The organism is Pseudomonas sp. GW822-FHT04H02, assembly GCF_058800645.1.
Genome location: NZ_JBXAMM010000005.1, coordinates 309039 through 326414, shown reverse-complemented (window position 1 = coordinate 326414; position 17376 = coordinate 309039). Strand labels below are relative to the sequence as shown.

Below are 17376 nucleotides of genomic sequence, written 5' to 3'. Positions count from 1 at the left end.
ATTACTTCGGTGCCAGTTCCCTCAGGTGACGGGCCACCGCAATCCACGCACCGATATAACCCAACAGCACCGCCCCTAGCAAGAGCGACAGACCATCGGCAACCGGCACCCCCGCGAGGGCAAAATCGCTGCCATACAAGCCAGCCAGACCGATTACCGCATCGTTCAGCCAGTTCAGGCCAAACGCCAATACACCCCAGGACAGGATCCCCGCGCCGAAACCATACAGCGCCCCCATATAGAGGAAGGGCCGACGAACATAACTGTCCGTGCCGCCGACGAGTTTAATCACTTCTATCTCGGTGCGGCGGTTTTCAATATGAAGACGAATGGTATTGCCTATCACCAAAAGTAATGCAGAAACCAGCAGCACCGTCAGGCCGAAGACAAAGCGGTCCCCCAGCTTGAGGATCGCCGCCAGCCGCTCGACCCATACCAGGTCCAGTTGCGCCAGTTGCACCTTGGGCATTTCCGACAACCGCTGGCGCAGGGCTTCCAGGGTCGCCTTGTCCACTTCGTTCGGTGTGACCAGCACTACACCCGGCAGCGGGTTATGTGGCAATTCGCGCAAGGCCTCGCCCAGCCCGGACTGCTGCTGGAACTCCTCCAGGGCCTTTTCCTTGCTGATGAACTCGGCATCCGCCACACCGGGCAGGCCCTTGATCTCTTCACTGAGCTTCTCGCCCTCGGTGGCAGAAGCCCCCAGATCCAGGTACAGCGAGATCTGCGCCGCGCGCTGCCAGGAACCGCCCAGGCGCTCGACATTATTGAGCAACAGCGACAAGCCCATGGGCAGGCTCAAGGCCACGGCCATCACCAGGCAGGTAAAGAAGCTGCCGATGGGCTGTTTGCCCAGGCGCCGCAGGCTGTCCAGCAGGCTGGCGCGATGGCTTTCGATCCAGGCGTGCAGCAGGGTGCCGAAATCCGGGCCGTCGTCCTCGTCACGCTTTTTCTTCGGCGGTGGTGCTTCGGAAGCCTTGGGCGCTACGCGCTCCGCCACTTTAGGGGTACGTGTAGCACTCATACGCCGGCCTCCCCGTCGCCGATCAAGCGTCCGCGTTGCAAGGTCAGCATGCGGTGGCGCATGCGGGCGATCAGTGCCAGGTCGTGGCTGGCGATCAGCACGCTGGTGCCCAGGCGGTTGATGTCTTCGAACACGCCCATGATTTCCGCCGCAAGACGCGGGTCGAGGTTACCGGTGGGTTCGTCCGCCAGCAGCAGAGCCGGGCGGTGGACGATGGCCCGGGCGATGCCCACGCGCTGCTGCTGACCGGTGGACAGGTCGCCGGGGTACAGATCGGTCTTGTCCGACAGCGCTACGCGCTCCAGGGCCGAGTCCACCCGCTTGGCGATTTCCGCCTTGGACAGGCCGAGGATCTGCAGCGGCAGGGCGACGTTGTTGAATACGGTGCGGTCGAACAGCAACTGGTGGTTCTGGAACACCACGCCGATCTGCCGCCGCAGGAACGGGATCTGCGCATTGCTGATCTGCCCCAGGTCCTGCCCGGCCAGCAGCAGCTTGCCGGTGGTGGGACGCTCCATGGCCAGCAGCAGGCGCAGCAAGGTGCTCTTACCGGCGCCGGAATGGCCGGTGACAAACAGGAATTCGCCGCGACGCACGCGAAAGCTCAGCTCATGCAGGCCAACGTGACCGTTGGGGTAGCGCTTACCGACCTGTTCGAAACGAATCATGAACGCTCCCGCTCGGCAAACAGTGCCTGGACAAAGGGTTCGGCTTCAAAGGTACGCAAGTCGTCGATGCCTTCACCGACGCCGATATAACGGATCGGCAGGCCGAACTGCTTGGCCAGGGCGAAGATCACTCCCCCCTTGGCGGTACCGTCGAGCTTGGTCAGGGCCAGGCCGGACAACTGCACCGTCTGGTTGAACTGCTTGGCCTGGTTGATGGCGTTCTGGCCGGTACCGGCGTCCAGCACCAGCAGCACCTCGTGGGGCGCGTCGGCATCGAGCTTGCCGATGACCCGACGGACTTTCTTCAGCTCTTCCATCAGGTTGTCTTTGGTGTGCAGGCGCCCCGCCGTGTCGGCGATCAGCACGTCAATGCCACGGGCCTTGGCCGCTTGCACCGCATCGAAGATCACCGAGGCCGAATCGGCACCGGTGTGCTGGGCGATGACCGGGATCTTGTTGCGCTCGCCCCAGACTTGCAGCTGCTCCACTGCCGCGGCGCGGAAAGTGTCGCCGGCGGCCAGCATGACTTTCTTGCCTTCCAACTGCAGCTTCTTCGCCAGCTTGCCGATGGTGGTGGTCTTGCCGGCGCCGTTGACGCCCACCACCAGGATCACGAACGGCTTGTTCTGGGCGACGATCTGCAGTGGTTGTTCCACTGGCTTGAGCATGCTGGTGAGTTCGGCCTGCAGCGAGGCATACAGCGCATCGGAGTCGGTGAGCTGCTTGCGTGCCACCTTCTGGGTCAGGTTCTGGATGATCACCGAAGTCGCCTCGACCCCGACGTCTGCGGTCAGCAGGCGAGTTTCCAGGTCTTCCAGCAATTCGTCATCGATGGCCTTCTTGCCGAGGAACAGGCTGGCCATGCCTTCGCCAATGCTGGCGCTGGTCTTGGACAGGCCCTGCTTGAGGCGAGCGAAGAAGCCGATCTTGCTCTCTTCGGCGGGACGGACGGGCTCGGTCACAGGCTCGGGCTCTGCCGCCGCCACAACCGGCTCGGCTACAGGAGCAGGAGCAGGAGCAACAGGTTCAGGGGCGACAAATACCGGGGCAACCGGGGCTTGCACCTCGACCACGGGGGCCGGGGTAACCACCGGGGCTTCGACCACCGGCTCAGGGTGCACGGCAACAGCCGGAATCGGCGGAGCCACATGCTCGGCCTGGGCGTCTTCCACCAGGGCCACGGGTTCTTCCGCCACCGGCAGGGTCAACCAGGGCTTGTGCTCGGCGCTTGGCGCCAGCGGCAGGTCGGGCGCCGCGGGGGCCGCCGGTTCAGGCGCGATGTGCGGTTGCAGCACCGGCTCGGCCATTGGCAGCACCACCGGCTCGGCCGGGGCTACGCTGGCGGCAGGTTCGATGACCGGGATCGGTGCCGGCTCGGCAGGCACTTGCGGCTGTTCGACGACGGGTTCCTGCGGCTTTTTGCGCAGCCATCCGAACAGGCCTTTCTTCTCGCCAGCCGCGGCTGGGGTCTTTTTGTCGTCGTTGGAACCAAACATGGAGACGGCTATCTCAAGGTAGCGATGCGCCACTGGGCGCCTCGGTAAATAAATATTCGATGCAGAACAGACTGTGTTTCATCCAGCTTGTTCACGCGCAACATGTTGTCGAAATGCCCAAAAGCACTTCAAGGAGCGATTTTACTAAAGGACTGGAACGGCAAAATCGGCGAAAAGTCGAAGTCTAGCTGGTAAATCAGGGCTTCTTGCCGGTAACTCATACAACCTGCTCAAGTACATGCTGATCCGCGAAGACCTGATAGGCGTGGCCGCCAGTAAAACGGATCAGTATCCTAGCACCTCCTCGCCCGCACAGGCTAAGACCAAGCGGGCAGCCCAACAGGTTTAAAAACGAATGAATGCTCTAGCCCGCCACGCCGCAGGCCTGCTGCTCAGCACAGTTTGTCTGCCCCTTGCAGCCCTGGCTGCCGACCCTCAACCCACCCATGAATTCACCCTCGACAACGGCCTCAAGGTCGTGGTCCGCGAAGATCATCGCGCGCCGGTGGTGGTGTCCCAGGTCTGGTACAAGGTCGGCTCCAGCTACGAAACCCCGGGCCAGACCGGTTTGTCCCACGCCCTGGAACACATGATGTTCAAGGGCAGCGAGAAAGTCGGCCCCGGCGAGGCCTCCCTGATCCTGCGGGACCTGGGCGCCGAAGAGAACGCCTTCACCAGCGACGACTTCACGGCCTATTACCAGGTCCTGGCCCGCGACCGCCTGGGCGTGGCCCTGGAGCTGGAAGCCGACCGCATGGCCAGCCTGCGCCTGCCGGCCGACGAGTTCAGCCGCGAAATCGAGGTCATCAAGGAAGAGCGCCGCCTGCGCACCGACGACAAGCCGATGTCCAAGGCCTACGAGCGCTTCAAGGCCATGGCCTACCCGGCCAGCGGCTACCACACGCCGACCATCGGCTGGATGGCCGACCTGAACCGGATGAAGGTCGAGGAACTGCGCCACTGGTACCAGGCCTGGTACGTGCCGAACAATGCCACCCTGGTGGTAGTCGGCGACGTCACCCCGGACGAGGTGAAAACCCTGGCCCAACGCTACTTCGGCGCGATCCCCAAGCGTGACGTGCCACCGGCGAAGATCCCCATGGAGCTGGCCGAGCCCGGCGAGCGCCTGATCACCTTGCACGTCAAGACCCAACTGCCGAGCCTGATGCTGGCCTTCAACGTGCCGAGCATCGCCACCGCCGAAGACAAACGCGCGGTGAACGCCCTGCGCCTGGCTGCGGCCCTGCTGGACGGCGGCTACAGCGCCCGCATCCCGACCCAGCTGGAGCGCGGCGAAGAGCTGCTGTCCGGCGGCTCCACCAGCTACGACGCCTACACCCGGGGCGACAGCCTGTTCATGCTCTCGGCCACCCCCAACAGCCAGAAGAAGAAAACCATCGCCCAGGCCGAAGCCGGGCTGTGGCGCCTGCTGGACCAGTTGAAGACCACCCCGCCATCCGCCGAGGAACTGGAGCGGGTGCGAGCCCAGGTGATCGCCGGGCTGGTCTACGAACGTGATTCCATCACCAGCCAGGCCACCGCCATCGGCCAGCTGGAAACCGTCGGCCTGTCGTGGAAGCTGATGGACACCGAGCTTGCGGAACTGCAAAGCGTGACCCCGGAAGACATCCAGAAGGCCGCCCGCACCTATTTCACCCGGGAACGTATGAGCGTGGCCCATGTACTGCCTGAGGAGTCCGCTCATGAGTAAGCGCAAGAATGCCTCGCCGGTCCTGCTGGGCCTGGCCCTGGTGGCCCTGCTCACCGCCGGCGGCCTGTACCTGTCGCGTTCAGGCGAATCCAATGCCAGCCAGGCCCTGGACAACGCCAAGACCAGCCAGAAGCTCCAATCCCTGGCCGAGCTGGATGGCAAGGCCCCCAGCCACCGCAACCTCAATGTGCAGACCTGGAGCACCGCCGAAGGCGCCAAGGTGCTGTTCGTCGAAGCCCGCGAGCTGCCGATGTTCGACCTGCGCCTGATCTTCGCCGCCGGCAGCAGCCAGGACGGCAACGCGCCGGGCGTGGCCCTGCTGACCAACGCCATGCTCAACGAAGGCGTGGCCGGCAAGGATGTAGGCGCCATCGCCCAGGGCTTCGAAGGCCTGGGTGCGGATTTCGGCAACGGCGCCTACAAGGACATGGCCGTGGCCTCGCTGCGCAGCCTGAGCGCTGTGGATAAGCGCGAACCGGCGCTGAAGCTGTTCGCCGAAGTGGTGGGCAAGCCGACCTTCCCCGCCGACTCCCTGGCGCGGATCAAGAACCAGATGCTCGCCGGCTTCGAATACCAGAAGCAGAACCCCGGCAAGCTGGCCAGCCTGGAGCTGATGAAGCGCCTGTATGGCACCCATCCTTACGCCCATGCCAGCGACGGCGATGCCAAGAGCATCCCGCCGATCACCCTGGCCCAGCTCAAGGCTTTCCACGCCAAGGCCTATGCCGCAGGCAACGTGGTGATCGCCCTGGTCGGCGACCTGTCCCGCAGCGATGCCGAGGCGATTGCCGCACAGGTCTCCGCCGCCCTGCCAAAAGGCCCGGCGCTGGCGAAGATCGAGCAACCTGCCGAACCCAAGGCCAGCATCGGCCATATCGAGTTCCCGTCGAGCCAGACCAGCCTGATGCTGGCGCAACTGGGCATCGACCGTGACGACCCGGACTACGCCGCTGTCTCCCTGGGCAACCAGATTCTCGGCGGCGGCGGCTTCGGCACCCGGCTGATGAGCGAAGTGCGCGAGAAGCGCGGCCTGACCTACGGCGTCTACTCGGGTTTCACCCCGATGCAGGCCCGCGGCCCGTTCATGATCAACCTGCAGACCCGCGCGGAAATGAGCGAAGGTACCCTGAAGCTGGTGCAGGACGTGTTCGCCGAGTACCTGAAGAACGGCCCGACCCAGAAAGAACTGGACGACGCCAAGCGCGAACTGGCCGGCAGCTTCCCGCTGTCCACCGCCAGCAACGCCGATATCGTCGGCCAGCTGGGCGCCATGGGTTTCTACAACCTGCCGTTGAGCTACCTGGAAGACTTCATGCGTCAATCCCAGGAGCTGACGGTGGAGCAGGTCAAGGCCGCCATGAACAAGCACCTGAATGTCGACAAGATGGTCATCGTCAGCGCCGGCCCCACCGTCGCGCAAAAGCCGTTGCCGCCCCCCACTGACAAACCCGCCGAGCAGCCGCTCGGGGTTCCGGAGCATTAATGGCCCGTCCAGCCCGTCCCAGCAAGAAACCCGTCCACAACCAGCACAATGGCGTGGGCCAGTTGCGCATCATTGGCGGCGAATGGCGCAGCCGCAAGCTGAGCTTCCCCGACCTGCCGGGGCTACGGCCGACCCCGGACCGGGTGCGCGAAACCCTGTTCAACTGGTTGGCGCCCTATGTGGCCGGGGCCAAGGTCATCGACCTGTTCGCCGGCAGCGGCGCGGTGTTTCTCGAAGCCCTGTCCCGTGGCGCCGCCACGGGCCTGGCCCTGGACAGCAGCAGCGTGGCCATTTCCAGCCTGCGTGAGCACCTGGGGACCCTGCGTTGCACCGTCGGCCAGGCCCAGACCGCCGACGCCCTGCGCTACCTGGAAACCCAGCCGGCCACGCCGTTCGACCTGGCCTTCCTCGACCCGCCATTCAATCAGAACCTGCTGCCCGCCGCCTGCGCCCTGCTGGAAGAGCGCGGCTGGCTGGCGGACGACGCCTGGATCTACACCGAAAGCGAAACCGCGCCATCGACCCTGGGGCTGCCCGGAAGCTGGCGCCTGCACCGTGAACAAAAATCCGGGCAGGTGTATTACTCGTTGTGGCAACGTATGGCAGACAACGTCGCCTAGAACCTGATCACGACCTCGCGAGCAACGCTCAGGCCCGAGCCGCACAGCAGATCGTAGACAGGCTCTCAAGCCGACCGGAACAAGGTACGCAGCCCGCCCGGGCTGCGCGCCGCTGCATCGAGACCCTCCCCGTGCCCGACTCGCCTGATCGCTTCACCCCCGCCTTCGGCCTTGGCAACCCGCACCTGCAGACCCTGTGGGGCCCGCTGTGGCGCCCGACCACTCATCTTGAGCGCCAGCGCGAACGCTTGTGGCTGGACGACGGCGACTTTCTCGACCTGGACTGGCACGGCCCCCATAGCGCCGACGCGCCCCTGGTGCTGGTGCTGCATGGTTTGACCGGTTCCTCCAACTCGCCTTACGTGGCCGGCCTGCAGCAGGCCCTGGCAACCCGGGGCTGGGCCAGCGCGGCGCTGAACTGGCGCGGCTGTTCCGGCGAGCCCAACCTGCTGCCCCGCAGCTACCACTCCGGGGCCAGCGAAGACCTGGCTGCAGCCATCGCTCACCTGCGGGCCAAGCGCCCCCAGGCGCCGCTCTATGCGGTGGGCTACTCCCTGGGGGGCAATGTGCTGCTCAAATACCTAGGGGAAAGTGGCAGCGACAGCCCGTTGCAAGGCGCCACGGCGGTATCGGTGCCGTTTCGCCTGGACCAGTGCGCCGATCGCATAGGCCAGGGTTTTTCCAAGGTCTACCAGGCGCACTTCATGCGCGAGATGCTGGCCTACATCAAGGACAAGCAGCGCCAGTTCCAGCACGACGGCCGCCACGAAGGCCTGGCCACCCTGGCGCAACTGGGGCCGCTGACCAAGATGCGCACCTTCTGGGACTTCGACGGCCGGGTCACCGCGCCGCTGCACGGCTTTGCCGATGCCCAGGACTATTACCGCCGTGCCTCCAGCCGCTATTTCCTGGGGCAAATCCGCACCCCGACCCTGATCATCCAGGCCGCGGACGACCCCTTCGTATTCCGTCACAGCCTACCCGAAGCCAGCGAGCTATCCGCCAGCACCCAGTTCGAGCTGCAGGCCAAGGGTGGCCATGTGGGTTTTGTCGACGGCAGCCTGAAACACCCCGGCTATTACCTGGAGCGGCGGATCCCGCAGTGGTTGGCTGGCCTGGATCGCCATGGATAAGCCAGCCCGGGAATCGATCCGCTTCTGGCAGAGTGCGCCCCTGGCCGGGGTCGAGTTGCTGGCCGCGCGTTACATCGAGCAGCGTTTCGTGCCCCATGTGCATGAGGGCTATGTGATCGGCATGATCATGGCCGGTGCCCAGCGCTACCGCTATCGCGGAGCCGAGCATTTGGCGGGCAGCGGCACCCTGGTGCTGATCAACCCGGACGAGCTGCACACCGGGGCCAAGGGCGTGGAAGACGGCTGGCTGTACCGCGCCTTCTACCCGGAGAACCAGCAGATATTCGGCCTGCTGGATGAACTGGAACTGCCCAGCGGCAGCCTGCCGGCCTTCGGCGCCACCTTGTACCGCGATCCGGACCTGGTACAGGGTTTTGCCCGGCTGCACCACCTGCTGGAAAGCCCGGCCACGGCCCTGCAACAACAGACCCAATGGCGAGAAATGCTGCTGTTGCTGTTGCAACGGCACGCCGGAGTGCGGGCACCAGGTGAACCGGGGCAGGAACACCGGGCCATCGTCCAGGCCAAGGAGTTGCTGCGCTCGCAGTTGGCGGCGCCGCCTTCACTGGAGGAACTGGCAGCAGCGGTGAACCTGTCACCGTTCCATTTCGCCCGGGTGTTTCGCCGGGCTACGGGGATTCCGCCCCACACCTGGTTGATGCAACAGCGCATCGCCAAGGCCCGGGCCTTGCTGCGTGATGGCTGCCTGCCCCTGGAAGTGGCGACACAACTGGGGTTTGCCGACCAGAGTCACCTCAGTCGGCAGTTCAAGCAGGTGTATGGGGTAGCGCCGGCGGCTTATCGCAGTGCCGTTCTGCAGTAGGGCGGTGCGGCTTTCGCGAGCAAGCTCGCTCCTACAGGTTCGCGGGGGCCTGCGGGCCGTAGGAGCTGGCTTGCCAGCGAAGGGGCTACGGGTAAAGGCCGTCAGTCACCGGTGGCGACAGGCCGCTGCGCATCAGTGATCCACTCGCTCCACGAACCGGCATACAGCCGCCCCAGGGGGTAGCCGGCCAGGCTCAGGGCAAACAGGTTGTGGCAGGCGGTGACGCCAGAACCGCAATAGGCCACCAGTTGCTGCGGGTCACGCCCGGCCAGTTTCTGCGCGAAACGCTGCTTGAGCTGATCGGCCGGTAGAAAGCGCCCATCCTCCCCCAGGTTGTCGGTGAACGCCGCGCATTGCGCCCCGGGAATATGCCCGGCCACCGGGTCGATGGGTTCCACTTCGCCACGAAAGCGCGGCAAGCCACGGGCATCCAGCAGGGTCAGGTCCGCCTGGCCCAGGCGCTTGCCCAGGTGCTCGGCATCCAGCAGCAGGCTGTGATCAGGGTGCCCGACGAACTGCCCCGGCGCGTTTTCCGGGGCATCCAGGCTCAGCGGCAGGCCAGCGGCGTGCCAGGCTTTCAGGCCACCATCGAGAATGAAAACGCCATCACGCTTGCCCAGCCAGGCCAGCAACCACCAGGCACGAGCGGCGTAGGCACCGGGACCATCGTCATAGAGCACGATCTCGCTGTCGTTATCGATGCCCCAGGCCTGCAGGCGCGCCACCAACTGCGCGGGCTCCGGCAACGGATGCCGACCGGTCACGCCCTTGATCACCGGCCCGCTCAGATCCCGGTTCAGGTCCGCGAAATGCGCCCCGGCGATATGCCCGTCGGCGTAACTGCGCTGGCCGTAATCCGGGTCTTCCAGAGCAAAGCGACAATCCAGAATCACCAGGCCGGGCTGCTGTTTCTTCTGGTCCAGGGCAAGCGGGCTGATCAACTGCGCGAGGGGCATGGCGGGCTCCTGTGAATAAGTTGGAGGTTGATCCTACTGCACTTCTTCCAAGGCTTGGGCCAAGGGCACATAAAACTCTTCGAACAGGCCGTTGACCGCTTCCCGGGCCTGATCGGTGACGAAACCGGCCTCCAGCACCAGCACCTGGTACACCCCGCGCTTGATGGCTTCTTCGCTCAGGTGCGTGGAGTTTTCCCGGGTCGTGCACAGAAAACGCACCCAGGAGGTGAGGATGATCCAGGCATTGAGGGTCAGGGATTCGATCTGCACCTTGTCCATGGCGACGATCCCGGCGTCGACGAAACGCCCGTAGATGGCCATGCCCTGGATCAGGCAGCGCTGGGAAAAGCGTCGGTAGCGCGCAGCCAGCTCGGGGTCGCTGTCCAGCAGGTGCTCCAGGTCGCGGTGCAGGAAGCGATAGCGCCACATGGCCGCCAGCAGAGCCTGCAGGTAGTAGCGCTTGTCTTGCACGGTGACCGCGCGCCCGGGGGGCGGTCGAAGGAAGCTGTCCACCAGGCTTTCGTACTCGGCAAACAGCACGGCGATGATCGCCTGCTTGTTGGGGAAGTGGTAGTACAGGTTGCCCGGGGAAATCTCCATGTGCGCCGCAATATGGTTGGTGCTGACGTTACGCTCGCCCTGCTGGTTGAAGAGTTCGAGGCTGAACTGGACGATGCGTTCGCGGGTTTTTATGCGTGGGGCCATGGGCGTGGGCTTTAATCAGAAGGCTGGCGTGCATCTTACGTTCTATCCCCCCGGGGATAAATCGCCACCGGCGCAGGAGGGCAATTGACATTTTAGAGCATAAGCTCTAAAAAACTAGCCACCTTACAAAGACGGAGCCCGTCCATGTCTGCCGAAATCGCTTACCTGCAGGATTCCCTTCAGCAACAGGACGAGCTGCTTGAGCTGTTCGAAGCCCAGCGCCGGGCCTTTGCCGCCAACCCGATGCCCCCCGCAGCGCAACGCCAGCAATGGCTGAAGGCACTGCAGGAGCTGCTTAACAACGAGCGCCAGGCCCTGATCGATGCCATCAGCCAGGACTTCAGCAACCGCAGCGCCGACGAAACCCTGCTGGCCGAGCTGATGCCCAGCCTGCACGGCATCCACTACGCCAGCAAACACCTGAAGAAATGGATGAAGCCGTCCCGCCGCGCCGTGGGCCTGGCCTTCCAGCCGGCCTCGGCCAAGGTGGTCTACCAGCCCCTGGGGGTGATCGGGATCATAGTGCCGTGGAACTACCCGCTGTACCTGTGCATGGGCCCGCTGGTGGGGGCGCTGGCCGCCGGCAACCGAGTGATGCTCAAGCTCAGTGAGTCCACACCCGCCACCGGGCAACTGCTCAAGCAACTGCTGGCCCGGGTCTTCCCCGAGGACCTGGTGTGCGTGGTGCTGGGCGAGGCCGAGGTGGGCATGGCGTTTTCCAAGCTGCGCTTCGACCACCTGCTGTTCACCGGCGCCACCAGCATCGGCAAGCACGTGATGCGCGCCGCCGCGGAAAACCTGACCCCGGTGACCCTGGAACTGGGCGGCAAATCCCCGGCCATCGTCTCCAGCACCGTGCCCCTCAAGGACGCGGCCGAACGCATCGCCTTCGGCAAGACCCTCAACGCCGGGCAGACCTGCGTCGCCCCGGACTACGTACTGGTGCCGGAAGAGCGCGTCGGCGCCTTTGTCGAAGCCTATCGCCAGGTGGTGCGCGGTTTCTTCCCGACCCTGGCAGACAACCCCGACTACACCGCCATCATCAACCAGCGCCAGCTGGCGCGGCTCAACGGTTACCTGAGCGACGCCACCAGCAAGGGCGCGCTGCTGGTGCCCCTGTTCGAGCAGAGCCAGGAACGCCGCCTGGGCCACAGCCTGCTGCTCAATGTCAGCGATGACATGACCGTGATGCAGGACGAGATCTTCGGCCCGATCCTGCCCATCGTGCCCTACCGAACCCTGGACCAGGCCTTCGCCTATATCACCCAGCGTCCGCGCCCGCTGGCGCTGTACTACTTCGGCTACGACAAGGCCGAGCAGCAACGGGTGCTCAACGAAACCCACTCCGGCGGCGTGTGCCTCAACGACACCCTGCTGCATGTGGCCCAGGACGACCTGCCGTTCGGCGGCATCGGCCCTTCCGGCATGGGCCACTACCACGGGCATGAAGGCTTCCTGACCTTCAGCAAGGCCAAGGGGGTGTTCATCAAGCAGCGGTTCAACGCCGCCCGCCTGATCTACCCGCCGTATGGCAAATCGATCCAGAAGCTCATCCAGAAGCTGTTCATTCGTTAACCAGTACAACGCCGGGTAATAACAACAATGACCCCTAGCCTGTCTGAAACACCCGCGCTGTCACGGCGCGGCCTGCTGAAAATCGGCCTCTGCGCCAGCGCTTTCCTGGCCACTGCCGGGCTCGGCGCCAGCCTCAGCGGTTGCTCCGCCAGCACGCCCGCCAGCGGCTTCACCATGCTGCGCAGCAATGACCTGCCGTTCCTGCGGGCGCTGATCCCGGTGATGCTCGAAGGCGCCGTACCGGCGGACAAGATGCCCGCCGCCATCGAAGGCACCCTGGCCAACCTGGACAACGCCCTCAATCACCTGTCGACCGAGATGTTCAAGCTCACCCAGCAGCTGTTCGATGTACTGGGCATGGCGGTCACCCGCGGTCCGCTGACGGGGATCTGGGGCAGTTGGGAAAACGCCAGCGCGGATGACATCCGCAATTTCCTCAGCCGCTGGGAAAACAGCTTCCTGGCCTTGCTGCGCATGGGCCATGCCTCGTTGCAGCAACTGGTGATGATGGCTTGGTACACCCGGCCCGAGTCCTGGGCCCATTGCGGTTATCCCGGGCCACCGAAGGTCTGACCGGCCTTTGTAGCCGCTGCCACAGGCTGCGAACGAGCGGGACGCTCGCGGGGCACTGGGGGTTCGGCTGCAGATCGTCAAGCAAGGCCCTGGGGCCTTTTCGCAGCTTCGCAGGCTCAGCAGCGGCTACAGTGGATGCGCGCCGAGCCATCAATAATAAGAGAGCACCCGATATGCCTGTACCTGATCTGTTCCGCGAAGGCCTGAATCGTGGCTGGAAAACCTACAACGGCTCGCAGCTGGAGCAGGACCTGACCCTGGAAGCCGATGTCGCCATCATCGGCAGCGGCGCCGGGGGCGGCACCACTGCCGAGATCCTCAGCGCCGCCGGCTACAAGGTGCTGCTGATCGAAGAAGGCCCGCTCAAGACCAGCGACGACTTCAAGATGCTCGAAGACCAGGCCTACACCAGCCTCTATCAGGAGGGCATCGGGCGCATGAGCAAGGATGGCGCCATCACCATCCTCCAGGGCCGCGCCGTGGGCGGCACTACCTTGATCAACTGGACGTCGAGCTTCCGCACGCCTGACCCGACCCTGGAGCACTGGGCCCGTGAGCACGGGGTGGTGGGCCACAGCTCGGCCGAAATGGCGCCCTGGTTCGAGAAAATGGAACAGCGCCTGGGCGTCGCGCCCTGGGTCATGCCGCCCAACGCCAACAACGACGTGATCCGCAAGGGCTGCGAAGCCCTGGGCTACAGCTGGCACGTAATTCCGCGCAACGTGCGCGGCTGCTGGAACCTGGGCTACTGCGGCCTGGGCTGCCCGACCAACGCCAAGCAGTCGATGCTGGTGACCACCATTCCGGCGACCCTGGAGAAAGGTGGCGAGCTGCTGTACCTGGCCCGGGCGGAGCGCCTGCAGATCAAGGACGACAAGGTCACCAGCCTGCAATGCCAGGCCATGGACGCCCGCTGCGTGGCCCCCACCGGGCGCACCATCACGGTCAAGGCCAAGCATTACGTGCTGGCCGGTGGCGGCATCAACAGCCCGGCCCTGCTGTTGCGTTCCGATGCGCCGGACCCGCATTCGCGGCTGGGCAAACGCACCTTCCTGCACCTGGTCAACTTCTCCGCCGGGCAGTTCGACGAGGTGATCAATCCGTTCTACGGCGCGCCGCAGTCGATCTATTCCGACCACTTCCAGTGGCAGGACGGCACCACCGGCAAGATGTCCTACAAACTTGAAGTGCCGCCCCTGCAGCCGGCCCTGGCCAGCACCCTGCTGGGCGGGTTCGGGCCGCAGAGCGGGCTGTCCATGGAGCAACTGCCCCACACCCACGCCATGCTTGCCCTGCTGCGGGACGGCTTTCACCCCGACAGCACCGGCGGCAACGTCGAACTGCGGGGTGACGGCACCCCGGTCCTCGACTATCAGGTTTCACCCTACGCCTGGGACGGACTGCGCCGGGCCTTCCACAGCATGGCGGAGATCCAGTTCGCCGGCGGCGCCAAGGCGGTCAAGCCGCTGCACAGCGATGCACGCTTCGCCAAGAGCCTCGACGAAGTGCGGGCGCAGATCGACGGCCTGGACCTGGCCCTGTACCGCACCCGCCTGGGCAGTGCCCACGTGATGGGCGGTTGCGCCATGGGCGAAGATCCGAAAACCGCGGTCACCGACAGCCTCGGGCGCCACCATCAACTGCACAACCTGTCGGTCCACGACGGCTCGCTGTTTCCCACCAGCATCGGCGCCAACCCGCAGCTGTCGGTCTATGGGCTCACAGCGCAATTGGCCAGCGCCTTGGCGGAGCGCCTGAAATCAGTGTGAAAAAGCGGGATATTCTCGTCGTCTATAGTGCTTTCTTCCCTAAAAGGCGACTTGGCCGACCGGGAAGGCTGCGATACCATCCGACTCCCCAACGGATTCCCGCCAGGACGACGCGATGAACCGAGTGTTGTACCCAGGTACCTTCGACCCTATTACCAAGGGCCATGGCGATCTGGTCGAACGCGCCTCGCGCCTGTTCGACCATGTGATCATCGCCGTTGCCGCCAGCCCCAAGAAAAACCCGCTGTTCCCCCTGGAGCAGCGCGTGGAACTGGCGCGCGAGGTGACCAAGCATCTGCCCAACGTTGAAGTCGTCGGCTTCTCCACCCTGCTGGCGCATTTTGCCAAGGAGCAGAACGCCAATGTCTTCCTGCGCGGCCTGCGGGCGGTTTCGGACTTCGAATACGAATTCCAGCTGGCCAACATGAACCGCCAGTTGGCCCCGGACGTGGAAAGCCTGTTTCTCACTCCGTCGGAGCGCTACTCGTTCATTTCCTCGACCCTGGTCCGTGAAATCGCTGCCCTGGGCGGTGATATCACCAAGTTCGTGCACCCGGCGGTCGCCGACGCGCTGACCCTGCGCTTCAAGAAATAAGCCGCGCGGCCCCGCACCGGGGCCCTCGCCTGACGTCAGCCATCGCGCCCGCGTGCACTGTGGGCGTCAATACGGCACAATTGCGCGCATTCGTTTTTACATGCCCGGGCCTGCCGCCCAGGCCGGAGTACCCCATGTCCCTGATCATCACCGACGATTGCATCAACTGCGACGTCTGCGAACCCGAGTGCCCTAACGCGGCGATTTCCCAAGGCGAAGAGATCTACGTCATCGATCCGAACCTGTGCACCCAGTGCGTCGGCCACTACGACGAGCCGCAGTGCCAGCAGGTGTGCCCGGTGGATTGCATTCCGCTGGACGAAGCCCGCCCGGAAACCGAAGAAGAGTTGATGGCCAAGTACCGGAAGATCACCGGCAAGGCTTGAGTGATATGGCGCCCTTTCGGCTCCCACAAACACCTGTAGGAGCCGGCTTGCCGGCGAAGCTTCTCAGCTCTGGCAACGCGGGCAATAGACACTGGCCCGCTGGCCCAGCTTGATTTCCCGCAGCCCGGTGCCGCAGACCTTGCAGTTCTCCCCGCCACGCCCGTAGACGAACAGTTCCTGCTGGAAGTAGCCCGGCTGGCCATCGCCACCGATAAAGTCGCGCAAGGTGGTGCCGCCGCGCTCGATGGCGGCCGCCAGGATGCGTTTGATCTCGATCGCCAGCTTCAGGTAGCGCGCCCGGGAAATCCCCTTGGCTTCGCGGCGCGGGTCGATGCCCGCGGCGAACAGCGCCTCGGTCGCATAGATATTGCCCACCCCCACCACCACCGCGTTGTCCATGATGAACGGCTTGACCGCCATGGAACGTCCGCGGGACAGCTGATACAGGCGCTCGCCGTCGAACAGGTCGGTCAGCGGCTCGGGCCCCAGGCGCACCAGCAATTCGTGATTCAGCGGGTCGTGGCTCCAGAGCATGGCGCCAAAGCGCCGCGGATCGGTGTAGCGCAGGGCCAGGCCGGACTCCAGCTCGATATCCACATGTTCGTGCTTGGCCGCCGGCAGCCCAACCTCCACCAGACGCAGGTTGCCGGACATTCCCAGGTGGCTGATCAGGGTGCCGACTTCGGCATTGATCAAAAGGTATTTGGCCCGCCGCTCCACCAGCACAATGCGCTGCCCGGACAGGCGCACGTCCAGATCTTCGGGGATCGGCCAGCGCAAGCGCCGGTCACGGACGATGACCCGGCTGACCTTCTGGCCTTCCAGATGCGGCGCGATTCCGCGCCGGGTGGTTTCGACTTCCGGTAATTCAGGCATATGCGCCCCTGGTACTCATCGCGAAATGAACGATCAGTGTGCGCCCAGCTCGCGCACGGTTTCCTTGAGGTTCTCGAAGTCGTAGTCCGACAGGCCGACGTAATCGAGAATCAGGTGGCCGATGCTGTTCCACTCGTGGTCTTCCACCTGGTTGCCCAGCACCCGGTAGGACGCGCAGATGTGCTCGGCCATCTTGAGGATCGCCAGCAGGTTCTTCAGTTGGCTGTTGCGCGAGGATTCGTCGCTGAAGATCGCCAGGGCGTTGTGGTGGTTGGCAATGGCGTTGGTCACGTGCTCCGGCAGGCGCCAGGACTTGGCCGTGTAGTAGCCGACCACCGCGTGGTTGGTATTGAAGGCACGGTTTTCCGTGTCCACCACCCGCTGCTCCGGGCCGGCGCTGCCGTAGGCCTCTTCCAGCACAGTCATGTAGTCGGGGAAGCGCTTGAGCATCAGCGGCACGCCGCAGTCATGGAACAGGCCCAGGGCATAGGCCTCGTCCACGGCCTGGGAGCCGGTGCGCTTGGCCAGGGTCAGGCAGGTCATGGCCACGTCCTGGGCGGTGTCCCAGAAGCGGTTGAGGGTGACGATGGTTTCATCGCTCATCTCGCCCTTGATCGACTGCGCATTGATCAGGTTGATGATCGAACGGCTGCCCAGGAGATTCACCGCCCGCTGGATCGAAGCAATCTTGTTGCTCAGCCCGTAATACGGTGAATTGACGATCTTCAGCAGCGCACCGGACAGGCCCGGGTCCTGGGAGATCAGCTTGGCGATCACCTCCAGATCGGGATCGGGCATGTACTGCTCCATCTGCAAATCCACCATGATTTGCGGTTGGGGCGGCACGCTGATGCCTTGCAGGGCCTGTTGAATCTGTTCGGCTGATAGCTCTTGGGACATAAGTACACGCTCTGGGTGAGCCGGGGATTCTAACCTCTAACACGGGAATGTTGGGCGACCGGACAGGAACTTTACCCAATGGT

The 17376-nt window shown here is 64.4% G+C and carries 17 protein-coding genes; 10 read left to right on the top strand and 7 right to left on the bottom strand.

Translation table 11 applies throughout. From position 1 onward, the window contains the following. Nucleotide 1: 1 nt before the first annotated feature. The 3 genes from ftsX to ftsY are packed head-to-tail and all read right to left on the bottom strand — an operon-like array spanning nucleotide 2 to nucleotide 3188. Nucleotides 2-1024 carry a permease-like cell division protein FtsX gene (gene ftsX, locus AC1RMG_RS23430; RefSeq protein WP_015637373.1) on the bottom strand — a complete coding sequence of 341 codons (1023 nt, stop codon included), beginning with the start codon at nucleotides 1022-1024 and terminating at the stop codon, nucleotides 2-4. Continuing rightward, nucleotides 1021-1692, bottom strand: a complete 672-nt coding sequence (gene ftsE / locus AC1RMG_RS23425; protein ID WP_011064030.1) for a cell division ATP-binding protein FtsE — start codon at nucleotides 1690-1692, stop codon at nucleotides 1021-1023. Before ftsE ends, ftsX begins: the two co-directional genes overlap by 4 nt. Then, nucleotides 1689-3188: a signal recognition particle-docking protein FtsY gene (gene ftsY, locus AC1RMG_RS23420; protein ID WP_493170366.1), complete on the bottom strand. Its 1500-nt coding sequence runs from the start codon at nucleotides 3186-3188 to the stop codon at nucleotides 1689-1691. Before ftsY ends, ftsE begins: the two co-directional genes overlap by 4 nt. A 355-nt stretch (nucleotides 3189-3543) precedes the next feature. Between ftsY and AC1RMG_RS23415 the strand changes: the two genes are divergently transcribed. The 5 genes from AC1RMG_RS23415 (at nucleotide 3544) to AC1RMG_RS23395 (ending at nucleotide 8958) form a co-directional block, all read left to right on the top strand. Continuing rightward, nucleotides 3544-4899, top strand: coding sequence for a M16 family metallopeptidase (locus tag AC1RMG_RS23415; RefSeq protein WP_262213735.1), 1356 nt, complete (start codon nucleotides 3544-3546; stop codon nucleotides 4897-4899). Continuing rightward, nucleotides 4892-6382 (top strand): M16 family metallopeptidase, encoded by a 1491-nt coding sequence (locus tag AC1RMG_RS23410; protein ID WP_011064033.1) that lies wholly within the window; start codon nucleotides 4892-4894, stop codon nucleotides 6380-6382. The genes AC1RMG_RS23415 and AC1RMG_RS23410 overlap by 8 nt, the downstream gene beginning before the upstream one ends. Beyond that, nucleotides 6382-7002 carry a 16S rRNA (guanine(966)-N(2))-methyltransferase RsmD gene (gene rsmD, locus AC1RMG_RS23405; RefSeq protein ID WP_011064034.1) on the top strand — a complete coding sequence of 207 codons (621 nt, stop codon included), beginning with the start codon at nucleotides 6382-6384 and terminating at the stop codon, nucleotides 7000-7002. Before AC1RMG_RS23410 ends, rsmD begins: the two co-directional genes overlap by 1 nt. Nucleotides 7003-7133: 131 nt before the next feature. Then, nucleotides 7134-8135, top strand: coding sequence for a hydrolase (locus tag AC1RMG_RS23400; protein WP_019095297.1), 1002 nt, complete (start codon nucleotides 7134-7136; stop codon nucleotides 8133-8135). Continuing rightward, the gene (locus AC1RMG_RS23395; protein WP_011064036.1) at nucleotides 8128-8958 is read left to right on the top strand and encodes an AraC family transcriptional regulator; all 831 of its coding nucleotides are present in this window, start codon (nucleotides 8128-8130) and stop codon (nucleotides 8956-8958) included. Before AC1RMG_RS23400 ends, AC1RMG_RS23395 begins: the two co-directional genes overlap by 8 nt. 101 nt (nucleotides 8959-9059) lie before the next feature. On the opposite strand, the gene AC1RMG_RS23390 is transcribed toward AC1RMG_RS23395, so the two are convergent. Both AC1RMG_RS23390 and AC1RMG_RS23385 read right to left on the bottom strand, forming a co-directional pair. Then, nucleotides 9060-9914: a sulfurtransferase gene (locus AC1RMG_RS23390; RefSeq protein ID WP_368994668.1), complete on the bottom strand. Its 855-nt coding sequence runs from the start codon at nucleotides 9912-9914 to the stop codon at nucleotides 9060-9062. A 33-nt stretch (nucleotides 9915-9947) separates the two neighbouring features. Next, the gene (locus AC1RMG_RS23385; RefSeq protein ID WP_011064038.1) at nucleotides 9948-10619 is read right to left on the bottom strand and encodes a TetR/AcrR family transcriptional regulator; all 672 of its coding nucleotides are present in this window, start codon (nucleotides 10617-10619) and stop codon (nucleotides 9948-9950) included. Between the two features lie 99 nt (nucleotides 10620-10718). Between AC1RMG_RS23385 and AC1RMG_RS23380 the strand changes: the two genes are divergently transcribed. From AC1RMG_RS23380 to AC1RMG_RS23360, 5 genes are all read left to right on the top strand, one after another. Next, on the top strand, nucleotides 10719-12194 hold the full coding sequence (locus AC1RMG_RS23380) for a coniferyl aldehyde dehydrogenase (protein WP_493170451.1): 1476 nt from the start codon (nucleotides 10719-10721) through the stop codon (nucleotides 12192-12194). A gap of 27 nt (nucleotides 12195-12221) precedes the next feature. After that, entirely contained in the window at nucleotides 12222-12767 is a 546-nt protein-coding gene (locus AC1RMG_RS23375) for a twin-arginine translocation pathway signal protein (RefSeq protein WP_262213728.1), read from the top strand. A 173-nt stretch (nucleotides 12768-12940) separates the two neighbouring features. After that, on the top strand, nucleotides 12941-14536 hold the full coding sequence (locus AC1RMG_RS23370) for a GMC family oxidoreductase (RefSeq protein ID WP_011064041.1): 1596 nt from the start codon (nucleotides 12941-12943) through the stop codon (nucleotides 14534-14536). Nucleotides 14537-14651: 115 nt separating this feature from the next. Next, on the top strand, nucleotides 14652-15131 hold the full coding sequence (gene coaD, locus AC1RMG_RS23365; RefSeq protein WP_003176711.1) for a pantetheine-phosphate adenylyltransferase: 480 nt from the start codon (nucleotides 14652-14654) through the stop codon (nucleotides 15129-15131). Nucleotides 15132-15265: 134 nt separating this feature from the next. After that, nucleotides 15266-15517, top strand: a complete 252-nt coding sequence (locus AC1RMG_RS23360) for a YfhL family 4Fe-4S dicluster ferredoxin (protein WP_011064042.1) — start codon at nucleotides 15266-15268, stop codon at nucleotides 15515-15517. Between the two features lie 63 nt (nucleotides 15518-15580). Here AC1RMG_RS23360 and mutM read toward each other — a convergent pair whose 3' ends face one another. Both mutM and AC1RMG_RS23350 read right to left on the bottom strand, forming a co-directional pair. Beyond that, the gene (gene mutM, locus AC1RMG_RS23355) at nucleotides 15581-16393 is read right to left on the bottom strand and encodes a bifunctional DNA-formamidopyrimidine glycosylase/DNA-(apurinic or apyrimidinic site) lyase (RefSeq protein WP_011064043.1); all 813 of its coding nucleotides are present in this window, start codon (nucleotides 16391-16393) and stop codon (nucleotides 15581-15583) included. Nucleotides 16394-16426: 33 nt separating this feature from the next. Beyond that, on the bottom strand, nucleotides 16427-17239 hold the full coding sequence (locus AC1RMG_RS23350) for an HDOD domain-containing protein (protein ID WP_162865006.1): 813 nt from the start codon (nucleotides 17237-17239) through the stop codon (nucleotides 16427-16429). Nucleotides 17240-17376 lie beyond the last annotated feature (137 nt).